This is a genomic window from Catenibacterium faecis (assembly GCF_014306455.1).
GTDB lineage: Bacteria > Bacillota_I > Bacilli_A > Erysipelotrichales > Coprobacillaceae > Catenibacterium > Catenibacterium mitsuoka_A.
Genome location: NZ_JACRWG010000003.1, coordinates 32587 through 49620 on the forward strand (window position 1 = coordinate 32587; position 17034 = coordinate 49620).

The 17034-nt window shown below is 33.7% G+C and carries 21 protein-coding genes and 1 other annotated feature; of the genes, 4 read left to right on the forward strand and 17 right to left on the reverse strand.

The window, feature by feature from the left end; all coding sequences use genetic code 11:
* Window positions 1-4 precede the first annotated feature (4 nt).
* From argC to H8909_RS01890, 4 genes are all read right to left on the reverse strand, one after another.
* Complete coding sequence (argC, locus tag H8909_RS01875) at window positions 5-1042, reverse strand: N-acetyl-gamma-glutamyl-phosphate reductase (protein ID WP_500778897.1); 1038 nt, start codon at window positions 1040-1042, stop codon at window positions 5-7.
* Window positions 1026-2408, reverse strand: coding sequence for an argininosuccinate lyase (argH, locus tag H8909_RS01880; RefSeq protein ID WP_117458699.1), 1383 nt, complete (start codon window positions 2406-2408; stop codon window positions 1026-1028). Before argH ends, argC begins: the two co-directional genes overlap by 17 nt.
* 11 nt (window positions 2409-2419) lie before the next feature.
* Window positions 2420-3643 (reverse strand): argininosuccinate synthase, encoded by a 1224-nt coding sequence (locus H8909_RS01885; protein ID WP_006506230.1) that lies wholly within the window; start codon window positions 3641-3643, stop codon window positions 2420-2422.
* Between the two features lie 116 nt (window positions 3644-3759).
* Window positions 3760-3965, reverse strand: a binding site (T-box leader).
* 98 nt (window positions 3966-4063) lie between these two features.
* Window positions 4064-4492: a hypothetical protein gene (locus H8909_RS01890; RefSeq protein WP_187011627.1), complete on the reverse strand. Its 429-nt coding sequence runs from the start codon at window positions 4490-4492 to the stop codon at window positions 4064-4066.
* 200 nt (window positions 4493-4692) lie between these two features.
* Between H8909_RS01890 and H8909_RS01895 the strand changes: the two genes are divergently transcribed.
* Both H8909_RS01895 and H8909_RS01900 read left to right on the forward strand, forming a co-directional pair.
* Window positions 4693-4986: a DUF2089 family protein gene (locus tag H8909_RS01895; RefSeq protein ID WP_187011628.1), complete on the forward strand. Its 294-nt coding sequence runs from the start codon at window positions 4693-4695 to the stop codon at window positions 4984-4986.
* A gap of 4 nt (window positions 4987-4990) precedes the next feature.
* Entirely contained in the window at window positions 4991-5383 is a 393-nt protein-coding gene (locus H8909_RS01900) for a hypothetical protein (protein ID WP_187011629.1), read from the forward strand.
* A 76-nt stretch (window positions 5384-5459) separates the two neighbouring features.
* On the opposite strand, the gene H8909_RS01905 is transcribed toward H8909_RS01900, so the two are convergent.
* The 6 genes from H8909_RS01905 to H8909_RS01930 all read right to left on the reverse strand — a co-directional run bounded on the left by H8909_RS01905 (window position 5460) and on the right by H8909_RS01930 (window position 8825).
* The gene (locus tag H8909_RS01905) at window positions 5460-5576 is read right to left on the reverse strand and encodes a rubredoxin-like domain-containing protein (protein WP_022425517.1); all 117 of its coding nucleotides are present in this window, start codon (window positions 5574-5576) and stop codon (window positions 5460-5462) included.
* Window positions 5577-5680: 104 nt separating this feature from the next.
* Window positions 5681-5872, reverse strand: a complete 192-nt coding sequence (locus H8909_RS01910) for a FeoB-associated Cys-rich membrane protein (protein WP_006505524.1) — start codon at window positions 5870-5872, stop codon at window positions 5681-5683.
* A 29-nt stretch (window positions 5873-5901) separates the two neighbouring features.
* On the reverse strand, window positions 5902-6249 hold the full coding sequence (locus H8909_RS01915; RefSeq protein ID WP_187011630.1) for a heavy-metal-associated domain-containing protein: 348 nt from the start codon (window positions 6247-6249) through the stop codon (window positions 5902-5904).
* A 6-nt stretch (window positions 6250-6255) separates the two neighbouring features.
* Window positions 6256-8379, reverse strand: coding sequence for a ferrous iron transport protein B (gene feoB / locus H8909_RS01920; protein WP_187011631.1), 2124 nt, complete (start codon window positions 8377-8379; stop codon window positions 6256-6258).
* A 2-nt stretch (window positions 8380-8381) separates the two neighbouring features.
* The gene (locus H8909_RS01925; protein WP_022425513.1) at window positions 8382-8603 is read right to left on the reverse strand and encodes a FeoA family protein; all 222 of its coding nucleotides are present in this window, start codon (window positions 8601-8603) and stop codon (window positions 8382-8384) included.
* 12 nt (window positions 8604-8615) lie between these two features.
* The gene (locus H8909_RS01930) at window positions 8616-8825 is read right to left on the reverse strand and encodes a FeoA family protein (RefSeq protein WP_006505528.1); all 210 of its coding nucleotides are present in this window, start codon (window positions 8823-8825) and stop codon (window positions 8616-8618) included.
* Window positions 8826-8988: 163 nt separating this feature from the next.
* Between H8909_RS01930 and H8909_RS01935 the strand changes: the two genes are divergently transcribed.
* Window positions 8989-9351: a metal-dependent transcriptional regulator gene (locus H8909_RS01935; RefSeq protein ID WP_187011632.1), complete on the forward strand. Its 363-nt coding sequence runs from the start codon at window positions 8989-8991 to the stop codon at window positions 9349-9351.
* A gap of 181 nt (window positions 9352-9532) precedes the next feature.
* Here H8909_RS01935 and H8909_RS01940 read toward each other — a convergent pair whose 3' ends face one another.
* Window positions 9533-12112 (reverse strand): cation-translocating P-type ATPase, encoded by a 2580-nt coding sequence (locus H8909_RS01940; RefSeq protein ID WP_238928193.1) that lies wholly within the window; start codon window positions 12110-12112, stop codon window positions 9533-9535.
* 205 nt (window positions 12113-12317) lie between these two features.
* On the opposite strand from H8909_RS01940, the gene H8909_RS01945 reads away from it, so the two are divergent.
* Window positions 12318-12461 (forward strand): hypothetical protein, encoded by a 144-nt coding sequence (locus H8909_RS01945; protein WP_187011633.1) that lies wholly within the window; start codon window positions 12318-12320, stop codon window positions 12459-12461.
* An 8-nt stretch (window positions 12462-12469) separates the two neighbouring features.
* Here the strand turns inward: H8909_RS01945 and H8909_RS01950 are convergent, their stop codons facing one another.
* The 6 genes from H8909_RS01950 to H8909_RS01975 form a co-directional block, all read right to left on the reverse strand.
* Window positions 12470-12964, reverse strand: a complete 495-nt coding sequence (locus H8909_RS01950) for a COG2426 family protein (protein WP_187011634.1) — start codon at window positions 12962-12964, stop codon at window positions 12470-12472.
* A gap of 44 nt (window positions 12965-13008) precedes the next feature.
* On the reverse strand, window positions 13009-13485 hold the full coding sequence (locus H8909_RS01955; protein WP_187011635.1) for a DNA-deoxyinosine glycosylase: 477 nt from the start codon (window positions 13483-13485) through the stop codon (window positions 13009-13011).
* Complete coding sequence (locus H8909_RS01960) at window positions 13482-14264, reverse strand: SDR family NAD(P)-dependent oxidoreductase (RefSeq protein ID WP_187011636.1); 783 nt, start codon at window positions 14262-14264, stop codon at window positions 13482-13484. The genes H8909_RS01955 and H8909_RS01960 overlap by 4 nt, the downstream gene beginning before the upstream one ends.
* 28 nt (window positions 14265-14292) lie before the next feature.
* The gene (locus H8909_RS01965; protein WP_187011637.1) at window positions 14293-15207 is read right to left on the reverse strand and encodes a hypothetical protein; all 915 of its coding nucleotides are present in this window, start codon (window positions 15205-15207) and stop codon (window positions 14293-14295) included.
* Between the two features lie 53 nt (window positions 15208-15260).
* The gene (locus tag H8909_RS01970) at window positions 15261-16220 is read right to left on the reverse strand and encodes an Ig-like domain-containing protein (RefSeq protein ID WP_187011638.1); all 960 of its coding nucleotides are present in this window, start codon (window positions 16218-16220) and stop codon (window positions 15261-15263) included.
* Window positions 16221-16284: 64 nt separating this feature from the next.
* Window positions 16285-17031 carry a ZIP family metal transporter gene (locus H8909_RS01975; RefSeq protein WP_238928194.1) on the reverse strand — a complete coding sequence of 249 codons (747 nt, stop codon included), beginning with the start codon at window positions 17029-17031 and terminating at the stop codon, window positions 16285-16287.
* Window positions 17032-17034: the final 3 nt, after the last annotated feature.

The following is a 17034-nucleotide window of genomic DNA, read 5'->3' on the forward strand; positions in this document are numbered from 1 at the left end:
CTCCTTAGAATGATGGAGCGACAAGATTTAAACCTGTATTCTCATCGAGTCCATACATAATATTCATATTCTGTACTGCCTGACCAGCAGAACCTTTCACCATATTATCAATTGTAGACACTACAATTAATGTATGATCACGTTCATCCATATGTAATGAAATATCACAATAGTTAGATGCTTTCACAAACTTTAAGTCTGCGACCTGTCCAAGAGGTAATACTCTCACAAACTGTTCATTCTTATAAGCCTCTACATATGTTTCATAGGTTTCTTCTAGAGACTTATCTACAGGAACATAAATAGTAGAAACAATACCACGGTCTACAGGAAGTAAATGAGGGACAAATGTGATATGTACATCTTTTTCATTCATCTTACTTAATTCCTGCTCAATTTCTGGTGTATGTCTATGTACACCTACTTTATAAGGATGGAACGATTCATTACATCTTGGGAAATGCATACCATCACTTAAATTCTTACCAGCACCTGTTGTACCTGATGCTGAATCAATAATGATCTTTTGTGATACATTGAGCTTATTCTTTAATAATGGATAAAGACCTAAAGTAATAGTTGTAGGATAACAACCAGGATTTCCAATAATAGTAGCATCCTTGATCTTATCTCTATTGACTTCAGGTAAACCATATACCTGATTCTTATGAAGTTCTGGTAAGTTATAATCTAAACCATACCATTTCTGATAATCTTCTTCTTTATCAAGTCTGAAATCAGCCCCTAAATCAATAAACTTCTTACCCTTTTCTACACATGTCTTGGCATACTTTTCAGATAAGCCATGAGGAAGAGATGCAAAAATAATATCTGCTTTCTCAATGACTTCTGTATCTTCAATAAACTCTAAATCACATACCTGATAGAAGTTAGGATAAAGATCATAAATCTTCTTACCAGTATAGCTATGTGAAGAAATAGCCGTTACTTCTGCTTCAGGATGCATTAATAAGATTCTTAATAGTTCACATCCTGCATAACCACTTGCACCAATAATACCTGCTTTAATCACAATATCCACTCACTTTCTGATTGATTCTATGAATATTCTCCATCTCAATTTTAGGAGAAGGTCCACCAACAACTGCTCTGTTGTTAAGACATGTTTCTAATGAAATAGCCTGATAAACATCTTCACCAAACATATCTGTATAACCTGTATAAACATCTAGAGGAAGTGTTTCTAATGTTTCTCCATGTTCAATACAATATCTTACAAGTTCCCCAGTAATCTTATAAGCATCTCTAAATGGCATACCTTTCTTAGTCAAATAATCTGCACAATCTGTCGCATTAATAAATCCTCTTGCAGCAGCATCTCTCATCTTATCTTTATGAACAGTAATAGTTGCCATCATATCTGTAAAGACTGGAAGACAAAGCTTGACTTCATCAATTGCATCAAATAAAGCTTCTTTATCTTCCTGCATGTCTTTATTGTAAGCAAGAGGGAGTCCCTTCATCATTGTAAGTAATGTATTCACATCACCAATGACTCTTGCACTCTTACCTCTTACTAATTCTGCAATATCTGGATTCTTCTTCTGAGGCATAATAGAAGAACCTGTTGCATACGCATCATCAAGATCAATGAATTTGAATTCCCATGAACACCATAGAATCACTTCTTCTGAGAATCTTGATAAATGCATCATGATTGTGGCTAAGGCACTTGATAACTCAATCGCATAATCACGATCACTCACACCATCTAAAGAGTTATACATAATATCATACATACCTAATTCTTCTGCCACAAATAGTCTATCTAATGGATAAGTTGTTGTTGCAAGTGCACCACTTCCTAGAGGTGATACATAAAGTCTCTTATCAACATCTTCTAAACGATCAATATCTCTTAAAAACATTGATGCATAAGCCATTAAATGATGGGCAAAAGTAATAGGCTGTGCTCTTTGTAAGTGTGTGTATCCTGGCATGATTGTATCAAGGTTATGTTCAGCTAAATCTGTTAATGTATGAATCAGATTCACTAACATCTTCTTGATTTCTAGAATTTCATCATGTGCATATAAACGAAGATCTAATGCAACCTGATCGTTTCTAGAACGTCCTGTATGTAGTTTTTTACCAGCCACTGGATAACGTTTTGTGAGTTCACTTTCCACAAACATATGAATATCTTCAGCTTCAGGATCAAAGAGGAGTGTACCCTCTTCAATCTCTTTTAAAATTGCATTTAAACCTTCTACAATCTCTTCATAATCTTTCTCTTCAATAATACTCTGTTTACATAACATCTTTGCATGAGCAAGAGATCCTCTGATATCCTGTTTATACATACGATGATCGAATGAAAGAGATGAATTGAATGCATTCACTTCATGATTTAATTCTTTAGAAAATCTACCTTTCCACAATACCATATCTTAAACTCCTATTTCTTTTTCTTCTGATCTAACTTAGCTTTTACCTTGATTGGTAAACCATATAATGTGATGAATCCTTTAGCATCATACTGATCATAATCATCATCTTCATCAAATGATGCTGTCTGTAAATCATGTAATGTATCTGGAGATGTAACACCAGCACCTACGATATTACCCTTATATAATTTAAGTTTAACATCACCATTTACGTTTTCCTGAGTCTTATCTACGAATGCAAGTAATGCTTCAGTAAGAGGTGTATACCACTGGCCGTTATAGATATTATCAGCAAGTTTTAAGCTTACCTGCTGTTTGAAATGCTGTGTTTCTTTATCTACAGTAATTTCTTCTAGGTTCTGATGTGCTGCATATAAAATAGTTCCACCAGGTGTTTCATATACACCTCTTGACTTCATACCAACAAGTCTGTTTTCAACCATATCTGCGATACCAACACCGTTCGCACCACCGATTTCATTTAACTTAGCTAACATTTCTACTGGTTCAAGCTTTTCACCATTTAATGCGACAGCTTCACCCTTTTCAAAAGTTAAAGTGATATATGTTGGAACATCTGGTGCCTTTTCTGGTGAAACACCCATTTCTAGGATTTCATCATACTTAGGTTCATTAGCTGGATCTTCAAGATCTAAACCTTCATGTGATAAATGCCATAAGTTTTTATCTTTAGAGTAGTTTGTTTCTCTATTAATCTTTAGAGGAATCTTTCTTGCTTCAGCATATTCGATTTCTTCTTCTCTTGATTTAATATCCCATTCTCTCCAAGGAGCGATAATAGGCATATCTGGTGCGAATGCTTTAATAGCTAATTCAAATCTTACCTGGTCATTACCTTTACCAGTACATCCATGACAGATTGCATCTGCACCTTCTTCTAAAGCGATATCTACTAACTTCTTCGCAATAATTGGTCTTGCAAGAGAAGTACCTAACATATATTTACCTTCATATAATGCATTGGCTTTAACTGCTTCAAAACAGAAATCCTTAACGAATTCAGGTTTACAATCTACACAAATATATTTAGAAGCACCTGTCTTTGCAGCCTTTTCATCAAGACCATCAAGTTCTCCAGCACCCTGTCCCACATCAGCAGCAACTGCAATAACTTCACAGCCATAATTTTCCTTTAACCAAGAAATAATAATTGAAGTATCTAATCCTCCACTATAAGCTAATACAACTTTCTTAAATGTTTTCTTTTCCATAATTTTCTTCTCCTTTAAATGTTTGATGTTTTATTTTAATGCCCCACTACTTAACTAGATCGTCGTTCCTTCATATCAAACACCCCTTTAATAAACAAAAAACGCCTCCGGATTAATCCAGAGACGTATATAAACGCGGTACCACTCTAGTTGCTTGTATCATACAAACCACCTCTTCATTAACGCAGATTCACGTTCTGTTATACTCAATTCCAACAGACTCTCCCAAGTGCGTTTCTCTTATATCTTCCTGATGACCTTCCACTCTATGTCATCTCGCTGTAGGTGATTGTAAGATACTCTTCTCGTTCATCGATTTGTTTATTTAACTTAGGTTTATAATACAATCACTTTTTTACTTTGTCAATAATTTTTCTTTAAATATAAACAAAATTATTTATTTTCTGTTTTTCGTAAATTTTAGCTCTTATTTATGATTTTTTTCATTTTCGCAATATATACAGGGCTACCATCATATTGATCATAGCTAGCAATATAAACAGCTTCTTCACCTAAGTAAACCGCAATACCTAACTGTTTTTCACCTTCATAAAGGTTGTATTTGATGAGTGCTTCAGGAACTTTTTCTTTCTCATCTTTTGATAGTTCAACCTTCTTATACTGGATATTCTGATACTTTAAATCACTTTCAAATGTACATGCATCTTTATTGATTTCATAAACAAGATACGCATTATAAGCATCCTTCTTCTTTATGTAATCCTTCTTATTCGCATATACGATTTTCTCCTGTTTGTATTGTCCATAGCTGTCTTTAAGTGACATAGGTTCTGCAGGTGAGCAGGCACATAACATCATTGTCACTAATAAAATTAATATTTTCTTCATATTCACCTCTCCATTCCACACTACTATATCATATCAAACAAGGAAATAAATCAAACCTAATCAAAATACACAACACTTACATAATGATTAAAAAACTAGTAGTATTTTTAATTTTATTAAACATACACTTTAACATTATTAAATTATTTATCTTTTATTTAAAATATAAATATGTTATATTACAAAAAGAGGTGATAAATATGGATACTGTCCCTATGTGGATGAAAAATTTGGATGATGAAGATATGATTTTTATCAAAAGATTTATACTCGCTTCAGGTTCTTTAAAAGAAGTTGCTAAGTTATATGGTGTTACTTATCCAACAGTAAGAGTCAGGTTAAATAAATTGATTGATAAGATCAAGTTAGCTGAAGATAAAACAGATAATGATGAATTTGTAGAGTTGATCAAAAGATATGTCATTGATGAAGATATAGAATTTGACGTTGCTAAGAATTTGATTACAGAGTATAAGAAAATAAAGGAGAAATAAAAAAATGATTAAGAGTATTATTGGTGTGATTATTATAATCGCAATTATAAGACTACAAATATTTTTATCGAAAAAGGATAATAGGTTACTTGGTTTGATTATCCCAATCATTATTTTTGCGAGTTCACTCATATTCGCATTTGGATTCATACCAACCCATAATAAAATTGAAACGACTCAATCTGTGATGACAGAAACAGGTAAAGTGGTAGAAAGTTCTTCAGATAAAACATCTACCGCATTAAGAGATCACTCTCTTACAACAACAAGCATTGTATATACTATTGTGTCTATCAATGCTGGAAACTTTGTTATGCTAGGTATTTACTTCTATTGCAGACATAAGAAAAGTACACATGCTGAATTGAAGCGTATGAAAGCAAAAGAACTCTTTTAAATTAATACTAAGAAAAAAGGCTGTAACGAATAGATAACCTTAAACGTTACAGTCTCTTTTACTGTTAAGAATAATATTATTCTTCTACTTTTTCAAATTCTTCTGGTCCTACACCACATAGTGGACATACATAATCTTCAGGTAATTCATCACCTTCATACACATATCCACATACTTTACATACCCATTTCATATCAGAATTCCTCCTTTAGTATATAGTAATTATTACTACTTATACTATAGTCCTTTTGAGATATAATTCAATAAATATGCTCAAACTAAAAAAAAAGAAGAACACTAAGCGTGTCCTTCTTTACGCATCTCTTCACGATACATTTTATAGAGATCAGCATGACATAGATCATTTGTACCACATGTATTACAATTATGGCCACATACACCTATGCCTTTTTTCTTATTTTTATATATAGTTCTAAGGACAAGACAAATCCAGATTACTAATAAAATACTTACTATAATTGTACCCATACTATCTCCTCCTTGCTTCTATTATACAATTATCTTGGCGTATAACCAAGTTTGATGATCATCTGTTTATATGTTTCTAGATCAGGTTGATTCATAGAAAGAATAGTGATTTCTTTCTTATTCATGTTTACTGATGCAAGATATTCTTTATGTTGATTAAATGCGTTTTCTATTGTTGCTGCACAGTTCTTGCAGAACATATCGTCAATATGAAGAGTAGTACGATAGGGATAAAGATTTTTATCCTTATCCCTCGTACCTATTTTCTTTATTTGATCGTGTTCACCACAACATCCTGACTGTAATGTCTTCTTGTAGTGAAGAACACCTATAATGAGCAACACAACAACAATAGCCGCAACTATGATGTTACCCATAATTGATTAAGCTCTCTGTGTCTTTAATTCTGGTTTAGGTGCTGGTCTTACAATGAAGTAGATCATTACTAGAATACATACGATTGATAGAATCTGACCTAATCCGAATGTTGCACCATAGAATAACCATGAACCTAACTGATAAGTGATCATAGCTAATACATAACCTAATACCATCTGGTATAATACTGCGAACCATCCCCAGAACTTAGAACCCATTTCTCTCATGATTGTACCAATAGCGGCAAAGCATGGTGGATCGAATAAGTTCAAGATCATGAATGAGAAACCACCCATTGCAGAGAATGTATTCACCATAGCATGAATTGCCTTAGCACCTGAATCTGCATCACCCATATGATTTAAGATAGAGATAGTAGAAACAGCCTGTTCCTTAGCAGCTAATGCTGAAATAACAGCTACTGAACCTTTCCAGTTTTCAATACCTACTGGTGCGAATAATGTTGCAAATACATGACCAATAGATGCTAACATTGAGTTTTCAATATCAACCATCTGGAATGAGAAGTTAAATGTAGATAATAACCATACTACAATACAAATACTAAAGATAATAGTACCCGCTTTAATCATGAATGCTTTTGCACGTTCCCATACATGGATAAATACACCCTTAAAAGTAGGAAGGTGATATGCTGGTAATTCCATTACGAATGGTGCTGGATCACCGGCAAAGAAACGAGTCTTCTTTAATGCGATACCTGATAAGATAATAACTAAAATACTTAAGAAATACATTGCTGGCGCAATCCAAGTGTTACCTGGGAAGAATGCTGAACTGATCATACCAATAATAACAGTCTTCGCACCACAAGGAATAAATGTACATAATAGAATAGTCATTCTTCTATCTGCTTCATTTTCAATAGTACGTGTACCCATAACGGCTGGAACACCACATCCTGTACCAATTAAGATAGGGATAAATGATTTACCAGATAAACCGAATTTACGTAATAGTCTATCCATAATGAAGGCAATTCTTGCCATATATCCTGAATCTTCAAGAATAGCTAAGAATAAGAAGATAAGTGCCATCTGTGGTACGAAACCTAATACTGTACCAACACCACCAATAATACCATCCTTGATTAAGCTGATTAATGGAGCTGCACAACCAATTGATTTAAGGAAAGTTTCTACTGCAGGTGGAATGATTTCAGTAAATAATACATCATTCACCCAGTCAGTCATCCAACTACCTACTGTAGATACTGAGATGTAATAAACAAGCCACATAATTAATACGAAGATTGGTAAAGCCAAGAATCTGTTAGTGACAATCTTATCAATCTGATCTGATGTAGATAATGTCTGATGTGGATTCTTCTTTGTAAGAACCTTATTAATAGAATTCTTAATAAATGTATATCTCTGGTTTGTGATAATAGATTCTGAATCATCATCCATTTCTTTTTCACAATCCGCAATATGACCTTCGATTTCATTTAATACTGCCTGATCCAATTTAAGTTCAGCCAATACCTTTTCATCTCTTTCAAATACCTTAACTGCAAACCATCTTAACTTAGATGCATCTACTTTATTTTCAATTGATTCTTCAATATGTGCCAAAGCATGTTCTACTGAACCAACAAATACATGAGGATGTTCTGATACTTTATGGTTATGTGCAAGTTTAATTGCTTCTTCAGCCACTTCCTGAGTTCCTTTATTCTTTAATGCAGATAAAGTGACTGCTTTACAACCAAATAACTGACCTAACTGATCTAAGTCAATCTTATCACCCTTCTTTTCGATGATATCATACATATTAACAGCTAAAACCATTGGAATACCTAATTCAGCTAACTGAGTAGTTAAATATAAGTTTCTTTCTAAGTTTGTACCATCAATAATATTAATGATTGCATCAGGTGTTTCATTAATTAAATATCTTCTTGTAACAACTTCTTCTAGTGTATAAGGAGATAATGAATAAATACCAGGTAAATCCTGGATAGTCACATCCTTATGACCTTTTAGTTTCCCATCTTTCTTTTCAACCGTAACCCCTGGCCAGTTACCAACATACTGAGTACTCCCTGTCAGTGCATTAAATAACGTTGTTTTACCAGAGTTAGGGTTACCCGCTAACGCTATCTTCATAACTATTCCTCCACTTCAATCATCTGCGCATCTGCTTTACGCAATGATAACTCATAACCACGTACTGTGATTTCTACTGGATCTCCTAAAGGTGCAACTTTTCTTACATAAACACTCTGTCCTTTAGTTAAACCCATATCCATAATTCTTCTTTTTACTGGACCTGTACCAGTTACTTTTTTAATAGTTACTGTTTCGCCCACTTTTACATCTTTTAAGTTCATGTTACGCCTCCCTTAAAACAATATACGATTGGCCATCTGTTCAGAAAGCGCAATCCTACTGCCTTTCACATTACAAATAATTCCGTTATCTACTTTACTGATAATAGTTACTTCTCCATCTACTACAAAACCAAGTTCTGCTAGATGATTCTTTACTTTATCAGTTCCTGTAATACGTCTAATAATGACTGTATCTCCAGGATTTGCCATACTAATTGGCATATACTCCGCCTCCTCAGATGATTAGACTAACCTAATTAGCCTTTTCTAACTTCATTGTTAGTATAGCCTTACTGTTTTTATATGTCAACAAAAATATTAGTAAAGCCTAACTTTTTCATTATTTGAATTTTTATGCTATAATGATTCAAATGAGGTGAATAAAATGAGTGAATCAACAGAAATGTACTTAGAAACTATATTAGTTATTCAAAAGAAGAAAGGACATGTGCGTTCCATTGATATCGCCCGTGAAATGAATTTCTCTAAACCTACTATTTCACAACAGATGAAAAGATTAAAAGAGAAGGAACTCATCAACATGGATGAAGATGGTGCCATTACATTAACAGACGCTGGTGCTAAGATTGCGAATATGATATTTGAAAGACATACTGAATTAAGAAATATCCTAGTTCATATTGGAGTCAGTGAGTCTACTGCTTCACAGGATGCATGTCGTATCGAACATTATATTTCACCAGAAACTTTTGAAGCTTTAAAAGCTTATTTTAAAAATAAGATCTAAATAAAAAAATCACAGGTGTGTGCCGTCCTGTGATTTTTTTATGTCCTCTGTTTTAAGGAACTGAGAATATGAAAGGATATGTTGTGTTTAGTAAAGGAGTTAGCCTTTACTAACTTAATGATACTACTCATATGAGATAAATGCAATAGAAATAGTAAAAAAAAAACCTGCAATGCAGGTGTTAACGTTTATCGAAACGTTTAGAGATTTCTACGATTGGGATAACTGAGAATGCAAGTAATGCTGCAATCGCGAAATGAGATGGATCAAGAGGCACTAAACTAAATAAATGAGAAAGAGGTGTAAAGATAATGGCTAACTGTAATACAAGACCTAAAGCTGTTGCACCCCATAAGTATTTATTGTTAAATACCTGTTTATTAAATACTGAATGATGACTCTTCACGTTAAAAGCATGACATAATTCAGCACCTGACATTGTAATAAATGCCATAGTCATCGCATATTCATGATGACTGAAATACTGACCAATTGAATAAGAAACTAAAGTAAGTAAACCTACCATAACACCCTGCCAGATGACTTTCACCATTAAGCCATTCGCAAAGAAACCTTCATCCTTTTCTCTTGGTTTTCTATCCATAATATCATCTTCAACTGGTTCTAAACCAATCGCAAAGGCTGGTAAAGCATCTGTGATTAGGTTAATCCATAATAAATGAATAGGTAATAGTGGTACACCAAATCCCCAAGAAGGATTTATTAACGCAATAATAGAAGCTAAGAAGATAGCTAATACTTCACCAATATTACTTGATAATAAGAACTGTACATCCTTCTGGATATTATCAAAAATACCACGGCCCTGTTTAATAGACTGAATAATAGTCGCAAAGTTATCATCTGTTAGAATCATAGTAGCAGCATTCTTCGCTACATCTGTACCTGTAATACCCATAGCACAGCCAATATCTGCAGTCTTTAAGGCTGGTGCATCATTGACACCATCCCCTGTCATAGCGACAATCTTATTCTTTGATTTCCATGCTTTGACGATATTGACTTTATGTTCAGGAGCCACACGTGCATAAACACTATATTTTTCTACATTCTTTTCTAGTTCTTCCTGAGACATCTGAGATAATTCTTCACCAGAAATAACTTCCTGTCCCTCATTTAAAATACCTAAATCTTTCGCAATGGCAGTCGCTGTTGTCTTATGGTCACCGGTGATCATAATAGTACGCACACCTGCATGTTTAGCAACTCTAATGGCTTCTTTTGCTTCTGGACGAGCTGGATCAATCATACCTACAAACCCAATAAAGTCCATATCATTTTCTATTTCTTCTACTGTAATGTTAGTAGGCATTTTATCATATGTCTTCACTGCCACAGCTAAAACTCTTAATGCATCTTTAGCCATTTCATCATTGGCAGTCATAGCCTGGTCACTATCTACATCACGACATCTATTTAAGATCACATCAGGTCCACCTTTAGTAATAGACACATAATGATCTCCATCCTTCACAATAACACTCATCATCTTACGATCAGAATCAAAAGCCAATTCTCCTACACGTGGATACTTTTCCATGAGTGCTTTCTTTTCAAAGTTCATCTTCTTACTTGCTTCTACTAGTGCAACTTCAGTAGGATCACCTAGTACCTTACCATCATCAATAGACGCATCAGAACATAGAGTAAATGCATTCAACATATCAATAGTCTTAGCGTCTGCTTCTTCTAAATCTTGTACTTCATCACCATCTAAGTAAGTCTTTAAGATGGTCATCTTATTTTGTGTTAATGTACCTGTCTTATCAGAACATACAATAGAAGTACTACCTAATGTTTCTACTGCAGGTAATTTACGAATAATGGCATGCTGTTTAACCATCTTAGTCACACTAACAGCTAAGACAATAGTAACAGTAGCTGCAAGACCTTCTGGTACAGCTGCAACAGCTAAGGCAACAGCTGTCTTAAATGATTCTAGCCAGCTAATACCGCTCAATGATTCAAGAATAAATACAATCACACAGATTACAATACAAAGTAATCCAATTGTTTTACCAATTTCATTTAATTTAACCTGTAAAGGTGTTAATTCCTTTTCACTCGCATTTAACATGCCAGCAATCTTACCTACTTCATTCTTCATACCAGTAGATGTCACTATTGCTTTACCACGACCATAAGTGACTACTGTAGAAGAGAAGACCATATTTGTCTGGTCCCCAATCACAACATCCTGACTAATAGGATCAGTTGTCTTTTCTACAGGAACAGATTCACCTGTTAAGGCAGATTCATCTACCTTTAAGTTATAAGCTTCAATTAAACGTGCATCACTAGGAATCATATCCCCTGTTTCAAGAATAATAATATCACCAGGCACTAATTCCTTAGAGGCAATAGTCTGTTTCACACCATCTCTTAATACCTTAGATTGTGGTGCAGATAATTCCTGTAATGATTCAAGGCTCTTTTCTGCATGACTCTCTAATACAACACCTAGAATCGCATTCATCATTACTACTATTACAATAATGAGAGAATCAATCCAGTCTCCTGGTTCTACAATAATAGATATCACTGCTGCAATAATTAAAATAATAATCATTGCATCCTTGAATTGATCTAGAAAACGTAAAAGAAGAGACCTTTTCTGTGGCTTTTCTAGTTCATTAGTACCATATATGCCTTGTCTCTTCTTTGCTTCAGAAGAAGTCAGTCCCTTTTCAATATTTGTATCTAAAGAGTTTACTACTTCTTCAATTGTTTTTTTATACATTTCTATTCCTCCTTTAATAAAAACAATCGTTTTATTAAAGGTCTCGCTGATCATAAATGACCAAAACAATCCGGTTATGTTGAACATAACGTGTTGACGAACGGTTCTGTAAGAGCTACTCCCCTTTAATTAATTTCATTCTACCAAATTCATATCGCTTGTCAATCATAGAAAGTTATTCATATAATAAGTTGAGGTGAAGATTATGAAAGAAGAAGAACTGAAACTATTAGAAAATGAATTCTGTTTAGGGTGTGCAAGAAGCTGTGATCTACTTCATCCAAATTGTGAAAGAGGTCTTGTGAAAATGCAGGAAATCTTAGAGGAATATGAAAAGAGAGATGATTAGTCTCTCTTTTAGAATGCAGCTAATAAGCCATATGATAATGAACCAACAATAAGTGTCGCAAGTAAGATACCTAAGAAGATAGCTGTAATAGCCTTCTTAAAGTCCATATCAAGTAATGCAGCCACTAAAGAACCTGTCCATGCACCAGTACCTGGTAATGGAATACCTACGAATAATAAGAGTCCTAAGAATTCACCATTACTCATATTCTTGCTCTTGTTCATAGCACGGTCTTCTAGTTTTTCAATTAATGGTCTAGAGAAGTTAAACTTCTTAAGCCATTTAAATATACGTTTAATAAATAATAAAATAAATGGAATTGGTAAGATATTTCCTAGAATACATAGAGGTACTGCATAACGAATATCTACTTTTAATAATGCTGATGCAATTAATCCTCCACGACATTCAAGAATAGGAACTAAAGATACAATAAATACTGCAAGTTTAGATGAAATGTATTTACCTAATGTTCCTGCAAACCATAATGCGATTGATTCCATATATGTCCTCCTTGATTAACATGATTAATCATACATAAAGGTTATTATAAAGTCAATTTTTTCTTCCATATATCGACTAAATCACTTAATCTGTAACGAGCATTGGCAGGAGAAGAGGAAGGTAGAAGTACAGCCTTTATTCCTGTTTCTTTTTCCTGGTACTTCTTATAAAGTTTTAAAGAAGTCCCACCATTACAATATATCCTCTTGATATTTGTACCTTGTATTAAAGTTTTAATATCATTAGGTACAACATCCTTAATAGAGGCATCACTGCTTCCTGTAATAGTACATGAATGAATAATATCCCATATCGCAATATGGTGTTCCAATAACATCTTTTTCTTATCTTCTATTGTTTCATAGTCTGTTTGTGTGATTGTACCAATAATCTTCCAAAATCTATTTTGAGGATGACCATAATAGAAAGAAATTTCCCTTGATTTCACTGAAGGGAAACTTCCTAATATTAATACTTCACATTGTTCATCTATGATTGGTTCTAGTGGATGTTCAATCATACTTTTCTCTTTCCGTTCACAAATCCTGTGCATGAACTTAAAAATGAGCGTGGTAGGAATCTTGCCGCAATATTTAATAAGTATCCTGATATACCAGTGAACTGAACTAAACGATTATCAAATAAACCTTGTATACCTATTTCCGCAACAGCCTCTGCAGACTGTGGTTTAAATAATTTAAACATTGGAGACTGACCTAAGTTGGCTACATCCATAAATCCTGTCTTGGTAGGGCCAGGACATAAACATGATACTTCTACATTATAGTCTTTCAGTTCATAGGCAATAGATTCACTAAAAGATAATACAAAAGCTTTCGTTGCATAATAAGTAGACATATAAGGTCCTGCACAAAGTCCAGCAATAGAAGCCACATTCAATATACGGCCTTTCTTTCTACGTTTCATTGCCTGACCAAATACATAAGTCATCTGCATTAAAGCCACTATATTCAATAAAACCATCTTCTTCTGTTTTTCCCATGATGAATCATGAAAAGCACCATGATCTCCAAAACCTGCATTATTGACTAGAATATCAATACTTATATCATCAAGTACTAAATCATTATATAGATCTACGGCAGCATCTTCTCCTGTAAGATCCATCGCAATCACTTTAATCTGTACATCATATTCAGATAATTCTGCTTTCACTGCTTCTAGTTTTTCTCTATGACGTGCAACAAGTACAAGGTCATATCCTTTTCTCGCAAATACACGTGCACATGCTTTCCCTATTCCATTAGAAGCACCTGTAATTAATACTGTCTGTGACATCTTTCTCACCCCTTTCTACCATCATACTTTATCTTGACATTTTGTCAAATAAGCTATCTTTACTTATACTCTCCATACCTAGCATGACCTCATCAATATAATTATCAATATAAATCAAATGAGGCATATCGCTCATCTTAAATATCTTTAATAGTTCTTCTTCTACATAATGTGAATCTATTCCATCACTACATATAACGATTGCTTCAGGATTCAACATTCCAATAATATTCTGTAGTTCTAAAACAAGTCTTTTACTTCTACCTTTCATAGATCTTCTATTCTTATAATCTTCATGATTTATAACAGGCAAGAAACAAGTTTGTCCAGCAATAGAACTCTTTCCTTCTACAAGATGTCCATTAATAACTATTCCTAAACGTGAATCACCTTTTGAATCCAACAATACAATAGAATCATATTGCATATGCTTAATATAAGCGCCTATAGCTCCCATATGCACATCATTCTTTACGAATACTCGTTGTTTATAACGATGCTTTATATCTATATCACAATCAGGTAAAGAGAGACATATTGTATGTACCTGTGCATTCAACATCTCTTCAATAAAAGAACATAATACTTCACAATCTAGTTTAGATACATCTCTTCTTTTTTCTTCCATCATCTCACTATAGAGATTATAAAGACGTCCTATGACTGTTATTGTTTTATCATGCTTATAAGCATATATACATAATGTTTGTGAAAACTCTCCATTGACTTGATAGCCCATACTTGGTCTTCCACCAGTAGATTCTCTATATCCTGCTTTAATTACAAGATTACTTTTCAACATCTCTTCTAAAAGACTATCAATCGTAGATAAAGATAAACCAGTATAGAATACTAATTCATTCTTTGTACACCCTCCTTGTTTTACTAACGACTGAATAATCTTAAAAACATTCTTTTTTCTAACACCCCTTATTTCATTCATACTCTGCCCTCCAGTAAGCGCTTACCTTATTAATAAAAATAGAAAGAGAATCCTTAACGATTCTCCTTGATTCTAATCTTTCTTTTAATAAAAGAAATTAATGTGATAAAACCAAATAAAATAGCTGTGAATACAACTAATGCAATCACATAAGAAAAAGATGACTTCTCTTCTTTTTGAACCTTCTTAGTCTTATTCTTTTTCTTAGTCTTAGTCTTTTTTACAGGTTCTTCCTGTTTTGGTGTTTCTGTAGTAGTGTCTTCATTTTTCTTTACTTCTACTCGTATTGATACTTTACGTGTAGACTGATATAACTTACCATAAACTGTATATTTACCTACTTCATTAAAAATCTGATTATCCCAGATAATTTTAACCTTCTTACTTGTCTTATTAGAATAGCTAACAGTCGCATATTGTGGTAATTGTGCTTCTACTCCTGTAGTTGTATAAACAACTGCAGGAACACTTACACTTGTAACAGATGCATACTTTACATGAACTGTCTGTGTAATAGTCTGATCATAAATATGACCATTTAAAGAAAATGTATGTACATACTTTAAAGCATTATTATCATAATTATCCCAGCGTATGATTTCATTTGATTGATCTCCATTAGACCATGTTACAGAAGCTGTTGCAGGTAAAGAGAGTGCTTCTCCTATAGTCACTGTTTTATTAGCTAAATCATCAATATGTGTTATTTTAGCTGCTTCTACATTCACTATACAGCTAGTGGTTACCTGTAAATCCGCAATAGTGCCTGTGACAGTAAATTGACTCGCATTTCTTGTCTTATATAAGCTTTCATCAAATGTATTCCAGTCAATATTATATTCCTTCTCACTACCATCGTAGAAGGTTACCTTCGCCTTTAATGGGAGTGATGGGGCTTCTCCAGAAGCAGTTGTCACTTCACCATCATAGCTGACATTGACTACATGATTATCTGCATAAACTGGGCTTATAAAAAACAAAGACATCAATAAAACTATGAATATCTTTCTCATTTATTTCACCTCTTATATCTATCTTATGCTTAATTCAAATAATAGTAAAGATTAATACTACGAATTAACCTAATGCGACATCTAGAACCATCATCAAAGTAAATCCTACTGAGAATAATAATACACCTAAATGAGAATGTTCTCCCTGACTCATTTCAGGAATTAATTCTTCTACGACTACATACATCATTGCACCTGCTGCAAAACTAAGTAGATAGGGCATCACTGAGATAATATAACTTGATAATAAGACTGTAATAAAACCTCCGATAGGTTCTACAATACCTGACAATGTGCCATATATAAAAGACTTCAATCGAGACGCTCCTGTACTTCTTAAAGGCATGGATACAATTGCGCCTTCAGGAAAGTTCTGTATTGCGATACCTATTGATAAAGCAAGTGCTGCCATGGCAGTCATTCCTTTATTACCTGATAAATAAGATGCATAGACAACACCTACTGCCATTCCTTCAGGAATGTTATGAATAGTGACTGCAAGTACTAACTTGATCGTTTGAGACAAGTGACTACGTGGTCCTTCCTGACTATGATCTAAATGCATATGAGGAATCAAATGATCAAGTAATAATAAAAATAGTATACCTAACCAAAATCCTATAAGTGCAGGAATAAAGGTAGAAGATTGATCAAGTGATGGAATGATTAAACTCCAGATAGAAGCAGCCACCATTACACCTGCCGCAAATCCAGTGAGTGCTTTTTGTATATTTAAACTTAATTCTTTTTTCATAAAGAACACACAGGCTGCACCTAGTGTTGTTCCTATAAAGGGTATAATTAAAACCATATG

Coding starts and splice junctions, on each gene's coding strand:
- argH (WP_117458699.1), bottom strand. CDS start 2,408: ATGGTATTGTGGAAAGGTAGATTTTCTAAAGAATTAAATCATGAAGTG.
- H8909_RS01885 (WP_006506230.1), bottom strand. CDS start 3,643: ATGGAAAAGAAAACATTTAAGAAAGTTGTATTAGCTTATAGTGGAGGA.
- H8909_RS01890 (WP_187011627.1), bottom strand. CDS start 4,492: ATGAAGAAAATATTAATTTTATTAGTGACAATGATGTTATGTGCCTGC.
- H8909_RS01895 (WP_187011628.1), top strand. CDS start 4,693: ATGGATACTGTCCCTATGTGGATGAAAAATTTGGATGATGAAGATATG.
- H8909_RS01900 (WP_187011629.1), top strand. CDS start 4,991: ATGATTAAGAGTATTATTGGTGTGATTATTATAATCGCAATTATAAGA.
- H8909_RS01905 (WP_022425517.1), bottom strand. CDS start 5,576: ATGAAATGGGTATGTAAAGTATGTGGATATGTGTATGAAGGTGATGAA.
- H8909_RS01910 (WP_006505524.1), bottom strand. CDS start 5,872: ATGGGTACAATTATAGTAAGTATTTTATTAGTAATCTGGATTTGTCTT.
- H8909_RS01915 (WP_187011630.1), bottom strand. CDS start 6,249: ATGGGTAACATCATAGTTGCGGCTATTGTTGTTGTGTTGCTCATTATA.
- feoB (WP_187011631.1), bottom strand. CDS start 8,379: ATGAAGATAGCGTTAGCGGGTAACCCTAACTCTGGTAAAACAACGTTA.
- H8909_RS01925 (WP_022425513.1), bottom strand. CDS start 8,603: ATGAACTTAAAAGATGTAAAAGTGGGCGAAACAGTAACTATTAAAAAA.
- H8909_RS01930 (WP_006505528.1), bottom strand. CDS start 8,825: ATGCCAATTAGTATGGCAAATCCTGGAGATACAGTCATTATTAGACGT.
- H8909_RS01935 (WP_187011632.1), top strand. CDS start 8,989: ATGAGTGAATCAACAGAAATGTACTTAGAAACTATATTAGTTATTCAA.
- H8909_RS01940 (WP_238928193.1), bottom strand. CDS start 12,112: ATGTATAAAAAAACAATTGAAGAAGTAGTAAACTCTTTAGATACAAAT.
- H8909_RS01945 (WP_187011633.1), top strand. CDS start 12,318: ATGAAAGAAGAAGAACTGAAACTATTAGAAAATGAATTCTGTTTAGGG.
- H8909_RS01950 (WP_187011634.1), bottom strand. CDS start 12,964: ATGGAATCAATCGCATTATGGTTTGCAGGAACATTAGGTAAATACATT.
- H8909_RS01955 (WP_187011635.1), bottom strand. CDS start 13,485: ATGATTGAACATCCACTAGAACCAATCATAGATGAACAATGTGAAGTA.
- H8909_RS01960 (WP_187011636.1), bottom strand. CDS start 14,264: ATGTCACAGACAGTATTAATTACAGGTGCTTCTAATGGAATAGGGAAA.
- H8909_RS01965 (WP_187011637.1), bottom strand. CDS start 15,207: ATGAATGAAATAAGGGGTGTTAGAAAAAAGAATGTTTTTAAGATTATT.
- H8909_RS01970 (WP_187011638.1), bottom strand. CDS start 16,220: ATGAGAAAGATATTCATAGTTTTATTGATGTCTTTGTTTTTTATAAGC.
- H8909_RS01975 (WP_238928194.1), bottom strand. CDS start 17,031: ATGGTTTTAATTATACCCTTTATAGGAACAACACTAGGTGCAGCCTGT.